This is a genomic window from uncultured Pseudoteredinibacter sp., from assembly GCF_947500695.1.
Classification (GTDB): Bacteria; Pseudomonadota; Gammaproteobacteria; order Pseudomonadales; family Cellvibrionaceae; genus Pseudoteredinibacter.
In genome coordinates this window covers 453919-471761 of the sequence record NZ_CANMSS010000002.1, presented here as the reverse complement: position 1 = coordinate 471761, position 17843 = coordinate 453919, and the positions used below count along the sequence as shown (strand labels likewise).

The 17843-nt window shown below is 44.0% G+C and carries 14 protein-coding genes; all 14 read left to right on the top strand.

The window, feature by feature from the left end; all coding sequences use genetic code 11:
- The first annotated feature begins 14 nt into the window (after positions 1 to 14).
- The 14 genes from mnmG (at position 15) to atpD (ending at position 17834) form a co-directional block, all read left to right on the top strand.
- The gene (gene mnmG / locus Q1A08_RS05705) at positions 15 to 1904 is read left to right on the top strand and encodes a tRNA uridine-5-carboxymethylaminomethyl(34) synthesis enzyme MnmG (protein ID WP_299770707.1); all 1890 of its coding nucleotides are present in this window, start codon (positions 15 to 17) and stop codon (positions 1902 to 1904) included.
- A 33-nt stretch (positions 1905 to 1937) separates the two neighbouring features.
- The gene (gene rsmG, locus Q1A08_RS05700; protein WP_299770706.1) at positions 1938 to 2570 is read left to right on the top strand and encodes a 16S rRNA (guanine(527)-N(7))-methyltransferase RsmG; all 633 of its coding nucleotides are present in this window, start codon (positions 1938 to 1940) and stop codon (positions 2568 to 2570) included.
- A gap of 84 nt (positions 2571 to 2654) precedes the next feature.
- The gene (locus Q1A08_RS05695) at positions 2655 to 3461 is read left to right on the top strand and encodes a ParA family protein (RefSeq protein WP_299770704.1); all 807 of its coding nucleotides are present in this window, start codon (positions 2655 to 2657) and stop codon (positions 3459 to 3461) included.
- Between the two features lie 64 nt (positions 3462 to 3525).
- Positions 3526 to 4455 (top strand): ParB/RepB/Spo0J family partition protein, encoded by a 930-nt coding sequence (locus tag Q1A08_RS05690; RefSeq protein WP_299770702.1) that lies wholly within the window; start codon positions 3526 to 3528, stop codon positions 4453 to 4455.
- Between the two features lie 295 nt (positions 4456 to 4750).
- On the top strand, positions 4751 to 8785 hold the full coding sequence (locus Q1A08_RS05685) for an EAL domain-containing protein (RefSeq protein ID WP_299770699.1): 4035 nt from the start codon (positions 4751 to 4753) through the stop codon (positions 8783 to 8785).
- 148 nt (positions 8786 to 8933) lie between these two features.
- Positions 8934 to 10799 carry a GGDEF domain-containing phosphodiesterase gene (locus tag Q1A08_RS05680; protein ID WP_299770697.1) on the top strand — a complete coding sequence of 622 codons (1866 nt, stop codon included), beginning with the start codon at positions 8934 to 8936 and terminating at the stop codon, positions 10797 to 10799.
- Positions 10800 to 11042: 243 nt separating this feature from the next.
- Positions 11043 to 11462 (top strand): ATP synthase subunit I, encoded by a 420-nt coding sequence (locus tag Q1A08_RS05675; RefSeq protein WP_299770695.1) that lies wholly within the window; start codon positions 11043 to 11045, stop codon positions 11460 to 11462.
- 103 nt (positions 11463 to 11565) lie between these two features.
- Complete coding sequence (gene atpB / locus Q1A08_RS05670) at positions 11566 to 12489, top strand: F0F1 ATP synthase subunit A (protein WP_299770693.1); 924 nt, start codon at positions 11566 to 11568, stop codon at positions 12487 to 12489.
- A 98-nt stretch (positions 12490 to 12587) separates the two neighbouring features.
- Positions 12588 to 12836, top strand: a complete 249-nt coding sequence (gene atpE / locus Q1A08_RS05665) for a F0F1 ATP synthase subunit C (RefSeq protein ID WP_166851939.1) — start codon at positions 12588 to 12590, stop codon at positions 12834 to 12836.
- A gap of 49 nt (positions 12837 to 12885) precedes the next feature.
- Complete coding sequence (locus Q1A08_RS05660) at positions 12886 to 13356, top strand: F0F1 ATP synthase subunit B (protein WP_299770688.1); 471 nt, start codon at positions 12886 to 12888, stop codon at positions 13354 to 13356.
- A gap of 12 nt (positions 13357 to 13368) precedes the next feature.
- On the top strand, positions 13369 to 13905 hold the full coding sequence (locus tag Q1A08_RS05655; RefSeq protein ID WP_299770685.1) for a F0F1 ATP synthase subunit delta: 537 nt from the start codon (positions 13369 to 13371) through the stop codon (positions 13903 to 13905).
- Between the two features lie 27 nt (positions 13906 to 13932).
- Positions 13933 to 15477, top strand: coding sequence for a F0F1 ATP synthase subunit alpha (gene atpA / locus Q1A08_RS05650; protein ID WP_299770683.1), 1545 nt, complete (start codon positions 13933 to 13935; stop codon positions 15475 to 15477).
- A 56-nt stretch (positions 15478 to 15533) separates the two neighbouring features.
- Positions 15534 to 16394 (top strand): F0F1 ATP synthase subunit gamma, encoded by an 861-nt coding sequence (gene atpG, locus Q1A08_RS05645; RefSeq protein ID WP_299770681.1) that lies wholly within the window; start codon positions 15534 to 15536, stop codon positions 16392 to 16394.
- A gap of 42 nt (positions 16395 to 16436) precedes the next feature.
- Positions 16437 to 17834, top strand: a complete 1398-nt coding sequence (gene atpD / locus Q1A08_RS05640; RefSeq protein ID WP_299770679.1) for a F0F1 ATP synthase subunit beta — start codon at positions 16437 to 16439, stop codon at positions 17832 to 17834.
- The last annotated feature ends 9 nt before the right edge of the window (positions 17835 to 17843 follow it).

The following is a 17843-nucleotide window of genomic DNA, read 5'->3' as shown; positions in this document are numbered from 1 at the left end:
GCAAAGGCGATACCGTGGATTACAAGAAGACCTTTGATGTCATTATTATTGGTGGTGGACATGCCGGCACCGAAGCTGCATTAGCAGCCGCTCGCATGGGTAGCTCTACCCTATTGTTAACCCACAATATTGATACCTTGGGACAAATGTCTTGTAACCCAGCTATTGGCGGGATTGGTAAATCACACCTAGTAAAAGAAATCGATGCGCTAGGTGGAGCAATGGCATTAGCTACCGACAGAGCTGGTATCCAGTACCGTGTTCTAAATAGCCGCAAAGGCCCCGCTGTTAGAGCTACTCGTGCACAAGCCGATAGAATCCTCTATAAAGCGGCGATTCGTGAAACCTTAGAAAACCAGAAAAACCTGCAAATATTTCAACAATCAGTTGATGACCTAATATTGCAAGGCGAAGAAGTCCGAGGGGTTGTTACCCAAATGGGCTTAAAATTTTATGCCCCTGCGGTAGTGCTAACTGCTGGGACCTTCTTAGGTGGCAAAATCCATATTGGCTTAGAAAATCATTCGGGGGGGCGAGCTGGTGACCCACCATCTATTGCCCTAGCAGATAGATTAAGAGAATTACCTCTACGCGTTGAAAGACTTAAAACTGGAACCCCACCGAGAATCGATGCTCGTAGTGTGAACTTTGAAGGCTTAGCTGAGCAATGGGGTGATAATCCAGCACCGATCATGTCCTATATGGGCAAAGCCGAAGATAAACCTGAGCAAACTTGTTGTTGGATTACCCATACCAACAGCAAAACCCATGACATCATCTTGTCCGGTTTAGACAGATCGCCGCTATATACCGGCGTCATCGACGGCGTTGGCCCACGATATTGTCCTTCTGTAGAAGATAAAGTTAAGCGCTTTTCTGATAAAGACTCCCACCAGGTGTTTATCGAGCCCGAAGGCCTTACCACCCATGAGTTATACCCAAACGGCATCTCCACAAGCTTGCCCTTTGATGTTCAGCTGGATCTAGTGCATTCCATTAAAGGCTTTGAACAGGCTCATATCACGCGCCCGGGTTACGCAATCGAATACGATTTCTTTAACCCGCAGGATTTACAGTACAGCTTGGAAACAAAACACATCAAAGGTTTGTTTTTTGCGGGTCAAATTAACGGCACCACAGGTTATGAAGAAGCTGGGGCTCAAGGCCTATTGGCTGGCAGCAATGCGGCGCTATTAGCTCAAGGCAAAGCGGCGTGGCATCCGCGTCGAGATGAAGCTTATCTTGGCGTTTTGATTGATGACCTGATTACCCTTGGTACTCAAGAGCCGTATCGGATGTTTACCAGCCGTGCCGAATACCGTTTGCTGCTGCGAGAAGATAATGCCGATGCTCGCTTGACCGAACAGGGGCGCAAACTTGGTTTAGTAGATGACAATCGCTGGCAGCACTTTTGCGATAAGCAAGAAGCTATCGCCCAAGAAGAGCAACGCCTAAAAAGCACATGGGTGCAGGCCGGTAGTGATGAGGCCAAACAGCTGGAGCCCAAGCTGAAGTCACCACTGGGGCGCGAGTATAGTTTGATGGATTTATTGCGCCGACCTGAATTGGAATATGGCGATATTGCCGAGCTGCCATATGCGAAACCCAATATTGCCGTCGAAGTATCCGAGCAGGTGCAGATCAGTGCGAAATACGCTGGGTACATTGAGCGTCAGTTGGTAGATATCGAAAAACTGCGCCAAAACGAAAATACCCTGATTCCTGCAGACTTTCCGTATGATTCGGTAGAAGGCTTATCCAATGAAGTTAAGCAAAAACTGAAGGAATCATTACCTGGAACCTTGGCCCAAGCTTCCAGAATACCTGGGGTTACCCCGGCTGCAGTTTCTCTGCTATTGGTTTATTTGAAGAAACATGGCCTATTGCGTAAGCAAAGTGCCTGATCTCGCCGCTAAAATCGAGGAAAATGGATAAAAATGTCCACGCAGCTACGAAATCGCTTGGAAACTGGAGTCACAAAACTAGGTTTAGAGCTAGATAGTGACCGCATTGATGGTTTATTAGCCTATATCCAATTGTTTGATAAGTGGAACAAGGCCTATAACTTGTCCGCTATCCGAAATATCGAGGATATGGTCTCTCGCCATTTGCTCGATAGCCTAGCAATCCTGCCATTTGTTGAAGGCCAGAGATTGATCGATGTAGGTACTGGCGGCGGCTTACCAGGAATACCCATGGCGATCTGCCACCCTGAGCGTGAAATTCACTTGCTGGACAGCAATGGCAAGAAAACGCGCTTTTTGTTTCAAGTAAAGACCGAACTGAAGCTGGATAATGTGCAGGTTCACAACTGTCGCGTCGAGAGCTACCTGCCAGAAATACTGTTTGATGGCGTTATGAGTAGAGCTTTTGCTAGCTTAGAGGATATGACTCAAGGTTGTCGGCACCTGCTGAAGGAAAATGGCCGCTTTTGGGCGATGAAGGGAATTTATCCCACAGATGAATTGAAGCCACTGCAAAAACACTATATCGTCGCTAACTCCCATGCATTAATGATTCCGGGTGAAGAAGGCGAGCGCCACTTACTAGAGATACACCCTCTCAAGTAGAGTCTCTCCCTATTGACCCGAATAGCGACAATACACTTGTTAGCGGCCACTTATTTGCCGTGACAAGTCATAAGGATAACGACATTGAGCACCCAAGGCCCCTGCCACCTATACGCTATTGCTAATCAGAAAGGTGGCGTAGGTAAAACGACAACCACAGTGAATCTAGCGGCTTCATTGGTAGCTACCAAGAAGCAGGTCTTACTGGTGGATCTAGACCCGCAGGGCAACGCCACCATGGGCTCGGGTATCAACAAAAATGAACTAGAGCTATCGGTATATGATGTTTTAGTGGGTGAAGCCACTGCCAAGGAGGCGTTGGTGGACTCTGAAGAAGGTGGCTACTCGGTTTTACCCGCAAATGGCGATCTAACCGCTGCCGAAGTAGAAATGCTGAGCTTGGATCAAAAAGAGCGCCGTCTGCAGTCAGCTTTGGAAAGCTTGAAAGATGAATTTGACTATATCTTGGTCGACTGTCCACCGTCTTTGAATATGCTGACTTTAAATGCTTTGGTAGCTTGCGAAGGTGTAATTATCCCTATGCAGTGTGAATATTATGCACTGGAAGGATTATCGGCACTGATCAGTACCATCAATCAGATTCAAAGTGCACTTAACCCCGAGCTTCAGATTGAAGGGATATTGCGCACCATGTACGACCCGCGTAACAGTTTGACCAATGATGTGTCGGCACAATTGGCAGACTTTTTTGGGGATAAGCTCTACCGCACTTGCGTACCACGTAATGTTCGATTGGCAGAAGCTCCAAGTTTTGGCCAGCCTGTATTGGTTTATGATCGTCAGTCAAAGGGGGCCATCGCCTATTTGGCTTTGGCTGGTGAGCTGATTCGCCGCAATGAAATCAGCCAAAGAGAATCGGCTGAAGCCTAAGACTAAAGTTGTAAAGCAAAAATAATTAAATAAAAACATAGATATTTGAGAAGTAGGAATCACAATGGCGGGGAAACGCAAAGGTTTAGGTAAAGGCTTGGATGCCCTATTGGGTAGTGGTGGTGCAAGCCAAGTTGAAAATGCTACACAAGCAATTGCTGCTGTTTCCTCCCCTGAGCCAGGCAAAGACGGAACCTTAAGCGAAATCCCCGTTGAGTTTATCCAACGCGGCAAATACCAACCTCGCCGTGATATGCACCCCGAAGCCCTCGAAGAGCTTAGTGAGTCCATTAAGGCGCAAGGAGTAATGCAGCCTATTGTTGTTCGCCCGATAGATTCTGGCAACGACACGGTTAAATACGAAATTATTGCTGGTGAGCGCCGTTGGCGAGCAACACAATTAGCCGGCTTGGATAAAATACCCGCTGTCATTCGAGAAGTTGCTGATGAAGCAGCTATCGCAATGGCATTGATTGAAAACATCCAGCGTGAAGATTTAAATCCAATCGAAGAAGCTATCGCTTTAAAGCGGCTGCAAGATGAATTTGAGCTAACCCAGCAAGAGGTAGCTGCGGCCGTTGGTAAATCTCGTACTACCGTAACCAATCTACTGCGCTTAATCAGTTTGTCTGAAGAAGTGAAAAAAATGTTGGAGCATGGTGATCTAGAGATGGGACATGCCCGAGCTTTACTTCCGCTGCCTAGTCATGAACAAAAAGATGTGGCAAGACAGGTAAGCTCAAAAGGTTTATCAGTCCGTCAAACAGAAGCTTTGGTTAGACGCATTCAACAGCTTGAGCAAAGTGAAGATAAATTTACCACAGATAAAGCCATAGACCCTGATATCAAAAAGTTACAGGATGGTTTGTCTGAAAAAATTGGCGTGCCAGTTATGGTTCAGCATGGTGCCAAAGGGAAAGGTAAGTTGGTGTTGAGCTATTCAAGTCTCGATGAGCTAGATGGAATTTTAAACCATCTTAATTATGAGGTGTAAGGACTAGAAATCTAGTTCTAATTTCTGGTTTTCATCGTTTTTCCGAGCCTTAACCCCCAAGGCTCGAGTTTCCTACGCATTAGATTTCCTTTTGACACTTGATTGTTTATCAATCTTGCGCAACTATTGTCTTTACACCTAAAAAAAATAATAAGTCTTTTAGATCAATTTGTGCCATTTTAGATTGGCTGTTTTTAGTATGTGAGGCCTACCAGAGAAGCTTAGTTTTTCATTATCAAGACAGTCTCCTAACAGAAAAACTAAGACAACAATAATGCTGCTTTGTGAGGGATCTATGAAACAGTGGTTTTTACCGATGCTACTGGGGCTATTGTTATGCTGTGGGAAGAGCCTAGCGGATAATGCTCTTGACATACACTTCTATCAAAAACCACTAAATGAATTACGTGGACATGCCTATGACGTGGAAGAGGATAAAAATGGATATCTTTGGGTTTCAACGGCCTATGGCATTAAACGTTATGATGGTCAGAATCTAATAGATTTCGTACCAAGCGGTGCCGAAGACTTAAAGTCACGCCAAACTCATGAGTTAACGATTGTAGACAACACTCTATGGATTAGCACGACTATGGGCGTTGCTAAAGTTGACCTAGATACTTATGAATATGCTCTTGTAGAAAAAGAAGATAAAAAACACACTATCAGCGACAACGTTATCTTAAACATGAAAAAAGATAATAGTGGTCGATTATGGATGACCTCGTACAACGGCGTTACTCTGTATCAAAAACATCTAAAGCAATTCACTCCATTTCCAATTAAACATGGCGATATAGATCCAAATAAAAAAATAATCACTACCAATATAGCCGATAACAACACAGGAAAAATATGGGTAGGTAGTGCCTATGATGGTCTATTTCTATTAGACCCTAAATCGGGAAATTTCGAGCGCTACTTATCGAGTTACACTGACCGCAATGGAGTAAAGTTTGAATTTACAAAAAACGCTAAAATTAGCGACTTGTATGTAAATGGAGAAGGGGTTCTGTTGATAAACGTTCAGGATAAATTGGTCAGTATCCTTGGAAATAAAATAATCGGAGTTCGAGACTTTAGTTACAAAGGTGAAAAACTTACGCCTAATATTATTCAAGACGACGCCGCTGGAAATATTTGGGTTACTTTTAAAAGCCGGGGCTTGGCCAAAATTGACGGTGATAGAACCGAGTACTTAGTGGAAGATGTTGAACAGAATGGATTGCCCAATAAAAAAATTTACAACTTTAGCAAAGATAGGTTGGGTAACCTAGTTGCTATTTATATTGATGACTACCCAAGGTTTTATAATTTAGTCAATGAAGAGTTTGAAAAAATAGATTTTAAGAAAAAAGGTCTGAACGAAGCTGTAGACAAAATTATCGAGGTGGAGAATAGTTATATCTATGCCTACGGAAACAATTCCATTTACAAGTATGATTATCCTAGTGGAGAGATTAGTTATATCTATCGTGGTAATCATCAAATAGATGATGCGATCTTTATAAACGACAAAGAGATTTGGGCTATTGTAGGTCGAGAGATCTTAAAAATAAATGTAGAAAACGGAAAAACAAATAACGTACCGAATAATGTGAACTATATAGACTACCATCCAGATATTGGTATATTCGGTATTATGGTTCGGTCGCTATTTATGATCGATAGAGAAACACTTGAGACTCAGTCGATTGAGCTTCCAAACGATGATAGTTCAATCTCAGAACCCTACGCGGACGCAAATACTGGTATCTGGTTTGTGGCCAGTAACAATATATTTTTCATTGATAAAGACAAACAACTAAAAGCTATTCCATACAAAAGCGAGTATAGCTATTCAGGGGCGCCGACTATTTTTCTTGACGGTACTCTTTGGGTTTTTGGTAATAATGGTTTTGAAAAGATCATACTGTCTGAAAAATCAGGGGGGTATGAGGTTATAGGATCTGAAAAATTTCCAGTACTTAAAAATAATATAATTGGTTCTGCAGTACGATCGCGTAAAAGCATTTGGTTTTCTAGTTTGGACGGAAAGAGCTTATTCAAACTAGACATAGCAAGCGGAAACTATAAATCCATAGGGGCGAGGTCTGGCCTTCTAGGTGGAAAGCCCACCAATAGCATCGCCTATTTTGGAAACTATTTATATTTGACGCAAGATAAATCAATTTACCGAATCAATGAAAGTACTGAAAAACTCTCTACAGAGAACCTTCCCCTAAAAGCAAGCAGCATTGTTATTCAAAACAACGACCAGAAAGAAAGACAAATCTATAATGTAAATGAAAAACTTACACTAAGCCCAGAGGATAAGTTTATTACCATAAACTTTTCTGATAACAGCGTTGAGAACCTAGGGGCGCTGGGGGTTCAACTAAAACTTGAGGGAAGAGATGAGGCCTGGCATAACGCTTCGGGAAATTATGCCAGCTACTCTTCGCTTAGCCCTGGTAATTATATATTTAAACTTAGATCAAAGTTTCTACGTCAGAAAGAGTACCAATTGGATATTGAAGTTCTCCCTCCTTGGTGGAGAACGGTTTGGGCTTATTGTCTGTATTTCTTGTTAGTTGGTCTTATATTGTCTTTATATTACTACCTTTTGTTACAGAAAAATAAAATTAGAAAAGAGTCATTTAACAAAATAAAAATATATGCGCAGGGCTTTGAACATGCTGCTGAAGGATTTTGCGTTGTTGATAAACGCGGTGAGATAAAAGCCAAAAACTTGGCTTTCGATAGCATCACAAGACCAGGTATAGAAAATCTATCGGAGCTAAGACCTAGGAGCTACGAATCAGAATACTTTAGTAAGCTTTGGCGACAGCTTTTAGAAACCGGCTACTGGTTTGGTCAAACCCATATTCGCGGACGATACGACGAAGAAGTAGCTGTGGAATGTGTGGCTAGTAAGGTAGAGCAAGATCATAACTATGAAAATCGCTATGTGATATTGATAAGCGATATCACGGTAAAACTAAGGCAGGAAGAAGAGCTACGAAGACTCGCTAATTATGATCGCTTAACGGGTTTGGCTAATCGAAAATTGTTTAATGAAAACTTAAAGCAAGCAATTAGAAATGCTGATCATCTTACCTTTAGCAAATTTGCACTATTTTTTATAGACATAGATCGATTTAAATCAATCAATGATTCTTTTGGACATGAATATGGAGATGAACTTCTAAAAGTTATCAGTCAGAGAATCAATTCCTGTATCCGTGAGCAAGATTCCTTGTCACGATTAGGCGGAGATGAATTTTGCGTGATTCTAGAAAATGTAGAAGATGTTACGCGCTTGGCTCAACTCGCGAAGAAAATCATTGAGGCTGTTGAGGCACCGATTGACTCCATAGAAGAAGGGGCAAGCATCAATGTTAGTATCGGAGTTAGTATTTATAAAACAGATTCATTAAGTCCCGAGACGCTACTAAGTCAAGCGAACGCCGCTTCACAAGTTGCTAAAGAATCTGGCGGAGGAAAATTCCAATTTTTTACTGAAAGTGTGAATTCTAGGTTACAAAATCATATTCGACTCGAAAATGATATGCGCAAGGCAGTTAAAAACTCCGAGTTTATCTCCTTCTTTCAACCAAAGATTTGCATGAAAAGCGGAAAGGTAATCGGAGCTGAGGCTCTAGTTCGCTGGCATAGAGATAAAGAAAAAATTCAGTCTCCAGATAGCTTTATAGAAGCCGCTGAAAAATCTGGAGTGATAAGCAAAATTGGTCGATTAGTTATAAAGGATGTTTGCTTACAGCTTCAAAGATGGTGGAAGGCAGGGATTAAAATACCTATTGCGGTAAATCTATCAGCACAGCAACTTATTCAAGATAACTTTCTTGAAATGATTGATGAAATTATCATGCAATATGATTTTGATCGGAATCTATTGGAGTTTGAGATAACCGAACACTTATTGATGAATGATCGAGAGAAATCAATTGCTGTACTAAAAACCTTACGTGACAAAGGACACTCCATTTATATAGATGATTTTGGTACTGGTTATTCCTCATTATCTTACCTTGCGGATTTTCCAATTGACTACTTGAAGATAGATCAGGTGTTTATTAAAGATCTCTTGCTTGATGAACGTAAAAAAAGCATCGTTCATACGATAGTCGAACTTGCTAACAACCTAAATCTGAAAGTGGTAGCTGAGGGGGTAGAACAGAAAGATGTGCATCAATACTTAAAGGCACTCGGTTGCCAGTATGCCCAAGGCTTTTATTACTGCCACCCATTGGCCTCGAAAGACTTGATAGCCACTGATTTATTTATATCGTCTTTCGGGGACCATATAGAGCCATCCTATGACGCTTGATATTCAAGTTAATTACCACGACATTTTACTAATACAAAAGTTAGAATTTAACCAAAAAGAGATGGCTGTCTGAGCAATATTTAACTTACTCTACTAGACTTGCTAGCTCCAGTGATTAATTAATGCAGTACACTGGCGGTAAGCGATTATGTCGAAGCTCTTTCATATCTTCCGTCTTTTTAGAAAACGCGGAAAAAGTAACCCATCCATTGGCTTAAACTACTTTGCCACTTGGTATCTATTATCTGATGCTCAGATGTTCTTGTGGTATTTTTGCATATCACTGGTTATAGCAGCAGGCTTCATTTTCTATTTTCAAAAATCAATACTATTTGAAAATAGAAAGCGCAGTAAAGTCCTTGAGGAAATCCAGCTATGCATAGATAACTCCTCTAGCCCCTTGGCCGTTGTTTACAGCGACGGAGAGATCCTTTATGCCAATAAGGATTTTAGAGAATTAGCTTCAAGAAATTTGGAAAATATATTTTCTTTTTTTGATAAAAATAGCGTAGCGAGAAGTCGGTACTCTGCAGAGCAGGCGATACAATCCAGGTTGTCATGGTTGGGGGTTGTAAAGACAGGTGAAGATAGAAGACTTGAACAAGCAAACTGCTTATGCACTATTACACCAATAAAAAAGCAGAAAAGTTATCTATTGGTTCAACTCGACAAACTGGAAAATAATACGATTAAAATAAGTGAAGGTTCAAGGCACTGCAAAAACTTTCAGCAATTGGACAAGTCTGGACTAAAAAAACAGCTAAAATCCTGGAATAGTGAAAAGACAAGGCCGTATAGTTATTCGGTCATGATGATTGAAATTGATCAGTTTTCCTATTTTAGGAGTGAGCTAGATGATGCACATTGCAAACTGATATTGCAGACTCTGATCATAAGGATTACCGCTAAACTGCCACAAGAATCCATTGTCTGCTGCTTGGAGAGCGATGAAATTTTCATTTTGATTTGGCATAAAGCCGAGATAATCAATATGAAGTCCTTTGCAAAGAAAGTGCAAGATGCTTTAGAGGCGGCTGTTGATATCGAAGGCAAGCTTTTATATTTTAGCGCTAACATAGGTATTAGCGGGCGCAGTGACAGTATAGATGAGGAATTAGTTTACCAATCCAGGCAAGCACTTCATGAAGCAAAAAATATAGGCCCTGCTTGTTATGCAACGTTTTATCCAAATCCAATAAACTTAGAACATCACCCAGTTTTTCAGCAAGCTAAACTTAAGCGAGGTATTGAAAAACTAGAGTTCACGGTACACTACCAAGCAAAAGTCGATTTAAGAAGCAGTCAACCAGTCGGGAGTGAAGCGTTGATTCGCTGGAGCCCCAGGAATACTGTTGCTCTTTCGCCAGAAGAGTTTATTCCCCTGGCGGAAAGGACGGGGCTAATTTCAAAAATTGGTCGTATTGTTCTAGAACAAGTCTGTGCGCAATTAGATCGCTGGGCCAACGAGGGAGCTGATCAGTTTGCTGTCGCACTCAATGTCTCCCCTTTTCAACTACAAAATACGGACTTTATCGAGCAACTCAATAGCACTTTAAATTTCTATGATTTTGATCGTCAACTACTGGAGTTTGAAGTCACCGAAAGCTTGTTGTTAAGAAATCCAAAGGCCGCTATCGAAAGCTTGTCGGAGCTACGTGCACTTGGGCATAAAATTTACATTGATGATTTTGGGACCGGGTACTCTTCGCTTTCCTATCTCGCGGATCTACCTGTAGATTGTGTGAAAATTGACCGCTCCTTTATTCGACAGATACCCTCCGATCGACGTCATATGCACATAGTGGAGACGATTGTGCAGTTGGCCCAGCAACTTGGTATTGAAGTGGTTGCCGAAGGGGTTGAGACTTTGGCTCAGTGTGATGCCTTAAAACGAGCTGGTTGCCATATTGGCCAAGGTTTTCTCTATGGTAAAGCTGTGCCAGCGAAGGTATTCACGCAGCAATATTTACAAAACAATGGCTTAGAAAAGGGAGCTAGACGATATTTGCTTTAGATAATAACGCTACAAGCATCATAATTTATATGAATATTCTGAATACACTGAGCTGAATTGCTGAGTGTTTTTTGAACGTGGTTTCCAGCCCTAAGGTCTTGCTGATTAGTAAGTATTTACATATCTGCAAATTGCCAATTTTAGGGGATTTAATCGCCTTGAATGCAAAGTCTCTTAACACTATAATGCGCGACGCCTAACTGCGCCCAAAATAAGCGCAGATAGAGGCATATTCGGTGCTTAATGTGGGGCTTATTGGAAAACGGCGTTGCCATCATGCATAGCAATACCATCGATAAACCCGCAATTTTGCGTGTGATGCTACAGCTTTTCCTGCTTAGTGGGGTGGTTTCCCTACTGGTGTATGGGGTTTGCCCTATTTTGGGGCAGTCCATCATGGCAGGTGCTTGTCTCTATATCATCCCGCAGAGCTATTTTGCCCTATATGCCTTTCGCTTCCGTGGCGCCCGAGCCAGTCGTTTGATTGCTCAATCGTTTTATCGGGGCGAAGTAGGCAAGTATGTATTAACCTTGGTTGGTTTTGCCTGTCTGTTTAACAGCCCGGTAAGCTGGTCAATCGCCACAGTATTCCTAGCCTATGGGCTTTGTTTGGTACTGGGCAATATTTTACAAACCCGGGTGATTAACCAGGTGCGTTGGTAAGACGAGGCAAAAGCCTCGGTTAGAAGTTCTAAAAGCGCTTTTAGGCTCAAGAGTGTTTTTACAACTTCTATCTTTTAGCTTTTAAATTTAAGGTGCTTGAGACATGGCAAGCGAAGGTCAAACTTCAACGGAGTATATCCAACACCACCTGCAAAACCTTGCTTATGGCAAGCTAGAGGCCGGTTACACCCGCGCTGATGGCTCTGTGGTTACCCAGGATACTTGGACTATTGCGCATTCTGCCCAAGAGGCAGCAGATATGGGTTTTTGGGCGATCCACCTAGATACTTTAGGTTGGTCAATTGCTCTAGCTCTGATTCTAGGTTTTGTATTCCGTAAGGCAATTGCGGGTGCGAATACCGGTACTCCAAAAGGTGTTCAAAGTTTCGTCGAGCTTATCGTCGATTTTGTTAACGGCACCGTTACCGACATTTTCCATCATAAAAATCGCGTGATTGCCCCGATGGCATTAACCATCTTTACCTGGGTATTCATGATGAACTTGATGGATTTGATCCCAGTTGACTGGTTGCCACAAGTGGCTGCCGCAGCCGCTGGCGACCCGCACTTCTACTTCAAAGTCGTACCGACCACCGATCCAAATGCCACTATGGGTATGGCCCTAACGGTGTTTGCTTTGATGGTGTTCTACAGCATTACCCAAAAAGGCTTTATCGGCTTTATTAAAGAATTAACTATGCACCCTTTTGCACCACCAACAAAAGGTGCGGCGATTGTGTTAGCGCCGTTGATGATTGCCATCAACTTTATTCTAGAAACCGTTTCTTTGATTGCTAAGCCTATCTCTCTTGGCTTGCGTCTATTCGGAAACATGTATGCTGGTGAGATGATCTTTATCTTGATCGCATTGATGTTTGGTGCTGGCGCGCTAATGGCAGGTATGGGCTTCTTCTTACAAATGGGTTGGGCAATTTTCCACATCTTGGTAATTACCCTACAGGCTTTTGTATTCATGGTTTTGACCATCGTATACATGGCCATGGCTCACGATGTAGAAGAACACTAAGCACTAAAAAGAATTCAGCGCAGCGCCTTGGCGATGCGCTAATAATTTAAACCTAAACTTTTAATTTTAAACTTAACTACTCTCTTAAGGAGAAAACAATGGAAGCACTTGGTTTAGTATATGTTGCAGCAGCTCTGTTGATCGGCTTGGGCGCTTTGGGTACCGCTATCGGTTTCGGTACTTTGGGTGGCAAGTTGCTTGAAGGTTCTGCGCGTCAGCCTGAGCAAGGTCCTGCTCTACAAGGTAAAATGTTCCTAATGGCTGGTCTATTGGATGCGGTTCCAATGATCGGTGTTGGTATCGGCATGTACCTGATCTTCGTTGTTGCTCCAGGTTTGGCTGCTTAATTCACCGCTTTTTGCTGAATTTAACTTTAACTAAGCAAGAGGTGTTAGTGTGAATATCAACCTAACTCTGATTGGTCAATCGGTAACTTTCATTGCGTTCATTTGGTTCTGCATGAAGTTCGTATGGCCTGCGTTGATTTCCGTAATGGAAGAGCGCGAAAAGAAAATCGCCGACGGCCTAGAAGCTGCTGATCGCGCGGACAAAGATTTAGAGCTGGCTCAGAAAAAAGCCGGTGAAACTTTGACCGAAGCGAAGCAACAAGCCGCGGAAATTATTGAGCAAGCTAACAAGCGTGCTAACCAAATTGTTGATGAAGCCAAAGATCAAGCGCGCGCTGAAGGCGATCGTTTGAAAGTGGCTGCTCAAGCTGAGATCGAACAGGAAGCTAATCGCGCGAAAGAAGAATTGCGTGCGAAGGTTGCTACCTTGGCCTTGGCCGGTGCTGAAAAAGTACTGGGCAATACTATCGATGCGAACGCACACAACGACTTGGTAGACAAGTTGGCGGCAGAGCTTTAAGCGAGGATTATCATGGCTGAACTAATAACGTTAGCCAGACCATACGCCAAAGCTGTATTCGAATTTGCCGATGCGGCAGGTGACTTGGCCACTTGGTCAAACACTTTAGCCGTATCCGCAGCGGTGGCCCAAGAAGGTGCCATGCAAAAAACCCTGGCAAACCCAAGCCTAACTGCAGCACAAAAAGCAGAAGTTTTTGTGAATGTATGTGGCGATGCTATTTCTGAAAAAGCGGCAAATCTTTTGCGTGTTTTATCAGACAATAAGCGTTTGGAGCTTTTGCCGCAGATTGCTGTTCTGTTTGAACAGTTCAAATCTCAAAGGGAAAAAGCAGTCGACGTTCACGTCGAAACCGCTTTCGAACTGTCTGGCGACTTGGAAGCAAAATTGGCGAAAGCATTGAGTGCCAAACTGGACCGCGAAGTCACTGTACAAAGCTCTGTTGATCAGGGTCTTTTGGGCGGTGTTGTGGTACGCGCCGGCGATACAGTAATCGATGGTTCGGTGCGAGGCCGTTTGGCTAAGCTGGCCGAAGCAATGAACTCCTAACACGTTTTAGGAATAGAGGAACAGAGCATGCAGCAACTGAATCCTTCTGAAATCAGTGAAATTATTAAGCAGCGAATCGACAATCTCGACGTTGCAACTGAAGCACAGAACGAAGGTACTGTAGTTTCCGTAACCGACGGTATCATCCGCATCCACGGCCTAGCCGATGTGATGTACGGTGAGATGATCGAGTTCGAAGGCGGCATCTACGGTATGGCATTGAACCTGGAGCAAGACTCCGTTGGTGCCGTAATCTTGGGCGCCTATGAAGGCGTTGCCGAAGGGCAAAAATGTAAGTGTACTGGCCGTATCTTGGAAGTACCTGTTGGTAAAGAGTTGCTAGGTCGCGTAGTTGACGCCCTAGGTAACCCAATCGACGGTAAAGGTCCATTAGGTAACAGCATCACTGAGCCGGTTGAAAAAATCGCACCTGGCGTAATTGAGCGTCAATCAGTAGATGAGCCTGTACAGTTTGGTTTGAAAGCGGTTGACTCCATGGTACCCGTGGGTCGTGGTCAGCGTGAGTTGATCATTGGTGACCGTCAGACTGGTAAAACCGCCATTGCCGTTGATGCCATCATCAACCAGAAAGGCAAAGGTATTAAGTGTGTTTACGTAGCCGTTGGCCAGAAAGCTTCTTCGGTAGCTTCTGTAGTACGTAAGTTAGAAGAGCACGGCGCAATGGAGCACACCATTGTTGTTGCCGCTACCGCTTCTGACCCAGCTGCGATGCAGTTCTTGGCACCTTTCGGTGGTTGTTCAATGGGTGAATACTTCCGCGACCGCGGTGAAGATGCCCTAATCGTATATGATGATTTGACCAAGCAGGCTTGGGCCTACCGTCAGATCTCTTTGTTGCTACGTCGTCCACCAGGTCGTGAAGCTTACCCTGGTGACGTTTTCTACTTGCACTCACGTTTGCTAGAGCGCGCATCTCGCGTTAACGCTGACTACGTAGAAAAATTCACCAATGGTGAAGTGAAAGGCCAAACCGGTTCTTTAACCGCACTGCCTATCATTGAAACCCAAGCTGGTGACGTATCGGCATTCGTACCTACCAACGTAATTTCGATTACTGATGGTCAGATCTTCTTGGAAACTGACTTGTTTAACGCCGGTATCCGTCCTGCGATGAACGCTGGTGTATCTGTATCTCGTGTTGGTGGTTCTGCACAGACTAAAGTGATCAAGAAGCTATCTGGTGGTATTCGTACCGCTCTGGCTCAGTATCGTGAATTGGCGGCGTTCTCTCAGTTCGCTTCTGACCTAGACGACGCTACTAAAGCCCAGCTAGATCACGGTGAGCGCGTAACCGAGCTAATGAAGCAGAAGCAGTACTCTCCTCTGTCTATCGCAGAGATGGGTGTTGTACTTTACGCTGCTAACGAAGGCTACTTGAACGATGTTGCTGTGAACAAAATCGGCGACTTCGAAGCCTCTTTGCTGTCCTACATGGGCGCAGAGCACGCTGACCTGATGAACAAGATCAACGATACCGGTGATTTCAATGGCGAAATCGAAGGCGGCTTTAAAGCAGCCTTGGATAAGTTCAAAGAAACTCAAACCTGGTAAATTAATCATGCCTTCAGTGGCCTAGGCTAACTGAAGGCTTTGTTCGAGGGCCGGTTATGGCAGGCGGAAAAGAAATACGTACTCAAATATCGAGTATTAAATCTACGCAGAAAATCACTAGCGCCATGGAAATGGTTGCGGCGAGTAAGATGCGTAAAGCCCAAGACCGCATGCAGTTAGGCAAACCTTACGCTCAGCGTATTCGTGACGTTGTTGGCCATATCGCCAACTCAACGCCTGAATATAAGCACACCTATATGGAAGAGCGTGAAGTTAAGCGGGTTGGATATATTTTAGTGTCTACCGACCGTGGCCTTTGTGGTGGCTTAAACATTAATTTGTTTAAAGCCTCTATTAAGTCCATGAAAGAGTGGGCCGACTTGGATGTGGGTATCGACCTGTGTTTGATCGGTGCAAAAGCCCAAGCATTCTTTAACAGCTATGGTGGCAATGTCGTTGCAGCAGTGCGCGACTTAGGTGAAGACCCAGCCATCGCCGATTTGATCGGTAGCGTAAAGACAATGCTTGATGCCTTCGCCGATGGCAAGATCGACAAGCTTTACTTAGTGGGTAATGAGTTCGTGAATACCATGACTCAAAACCCAACGGTTCAGCAGTTGTTGCCTTTACAAGCGCAAGAAGACACCGAGAAAAAACATGCTTGGGATTACATCTACGAGCCAGATGCACGTGAGCTACTAGACGGTCTATTGACCCGCTATGTAGAGTCTCAGGTCTATCAGGCGGTAGTAGAAAATGGTGCTTGTGAGCAAGCTTCTCGTATGATCGCAATGAAGAGCGCCACCGATAATGCCGGTGACCTTATTGACGATCTTGAGCTGGTTTACAACAAGGCTCGTCAAGCCGCCATTACCCAAGAGTTGTCTGAAATTGTGAGCGGTGCCGCGGCTGTATAAGCCGAAGCATCCAAGGAATTATTTTTTAAAGAGGATCCGGAAATGAGTAGCGGACGTATCGTACAAATTATTGGCGCCGTTATTGACGTGGAATTTCCCCGTGATTCCGTACCTAAGGTTTACGACGCACTGACCGTTGCTGAAAAGGGTTTGACCCTTGAAGTTCAGCAGCAGCTAGGTGACGGCGTGGTACGTGCAATCGCCATGGGCTCATCAGAAGGTTTGAGCCGTGGTTTAAGCGTTGATAACACCAGTGCCCCTATCTCTGTACCTGTAGGTACTGAGACTTTGGGTCGTATTATGGATGTATTGGGCAACCCTATCGATGAGTGTGGCCCAATCGGTGAGAAAGAGCGTAGTGCTATCCACCGTAAAGCTCCAGCTTACGATGAGCTGTCAGCCTCTAGCGATTTGCTAGAAACTGGTATTAAAGTAATCGACTTAGTATGCCCATTCGCCAAGGGTGGTAAAGTTGGTCTATTCGGTGGTGCGGGTGTAGGTAAAACCGTAAACATGATGGAGTTGATCAACAACATCGCTTTGGAGCACAGTGGTTTGTCTGTGTTCGCAGGTGTTGGTGAGCGTACTCGTGAAGGTAACGATTTCTACTACGAGATGCAGGAGTCTGGCGTTGTAAACGTTGAAGACCAAAGCAAATCTAAAGTAGCGATGGTTTACGGCCAGATGAATGAGCCACCAGGAAACCGCTTGCGTGTTGCCTTGACTGGTTTGACCATGGCTGAGAAATTCCGTGACGAAGGTAAAGACGTACTGTTGTTCGTTGACAACATTTACCGTTACACCCTTGCGGGTACTGAGGTATCTGCACTATTAGGTCGTATGCCTTCTGCGGTAGGTTACCAGCCAACTCTAGCTGAAGAAATGGGTGCTCTACAGGAGCGTATTACTTCAACTAAGACTGGTTCTATTACCTCGGTACAGGCTGTATACGTACCTGCGGATGACTTGACTGACCCGTCTCCAGCTACCACCTTTGCGCACTTGGATTCAACTGTTGTATTGAGCCGTGATATTGCTTCTAAGGGTATTTACCCTGCGATCGATCCACTAGACTCTACTTCACGCCAGTTGGACCCGCTGATCATTGGTCAAGAGCACTACGACGTAGCTCGTGGCGTACAGACTGTATTGCAGCGCTATAAAGAGCTGAAAGACATCATTGCGATCTTGGGTATGGACGAACTATCTGAAGAAGATAAGTTGACTGTATCTCGTGCTCGTAAGATTGAGCGTTTCTTGTCTCAGCCTTTCCACGTAGCTGAAGTATTTACCGGTGCACCTGGTAAGTACGTACCATTGAAAGAAACCATTCGTGGCTTCACTGGTCTTCTAGGTGGTGAGTACGACGATCTGCCTGAGCAGGCGTTCTACATGGTTGGTTCTATCGACGAAGCTATCGAGAAAGCCAAAAACATGTAATGGGCTTGG

Excerpts from the sequence above, each read along its gene's own strand:
- rsmG (WP_299770706.1), top strand. The coding sequence starts at position 1,938 with ATGTCCACGCAGCTACGAAATCGCTTGGAAACTGGAGTCACAAAACTA.
- Q1A08_RS05690 (WP_299770702.1), top strand. The coding sequence starts at position 3,526 with ATGGCGGGGAAACGCAAAGGTTTAGGTAAAGGCTTGGATGCCCTATTG.
- Q1A08_RS05685 (WP_299770699.1), top strand. The coding sequence starts at position 4,751 with ATGAAACAGTGGTTTTTACCGATGCTACTGGGGCTATTGTTATGCTGT.
- Q1A08_RS05680 (WP_299770697.1), top strand. The coding sequence starts at position 8,934 with ATGTCGAAGCTCTTTCATATCTTCCGTCTTTTTAGAAAACGCGGAAAA.
- Q1A08_RS05675 (WP_299770695.1), top strand. The coding sequence starts at position 11,043 with ATGTGGGGCTTATTGGAAAACGGCGTTGCCATCATGCATAGCAATACC.
- atpB (WP_299770693.1), top strand. The coding sequence starts at position 11,566 with ATGGCAAGCGAAGGTCAAACTTCAACGGAGTATATCCAACACCACCTG.
- atpE (WP_166851939.1), top strand. The coding sequence starts at position 12,588 with ATGGAAGCACTTGGTTTAGTATATGTTGCAGCAGCTCTGTTGATCGGC.
- Q1A08_RS05655 (WP_299770685.1), top strand. The coding sequence starts at position 13,369 with ATGGCTGAACTAATAACGTTAGCCAGACCATACGCCAAAGCTGTATTC.
- atpA (WP_299770683.1), top strand. The coding sequence starts at position 13,933 with ATGCAGCAACTGAATCCTTCTGAAATCAGTGAAATTATTAAGCAGCGA.
- atpG (WP_299770681.1), top strand. The coding sequence starts at position 15,534 with ATGGCAGGCGGAAAAGAAATACGTACTCAAATATCGAGTATTAAATCT.
- atpD (WP_299770679.1), top strand. The coding sequence starts at position 16,437 with ATGAGTAGCGGACGTATCGTACAAATTATTGGCGCCGTTATTGACGTG.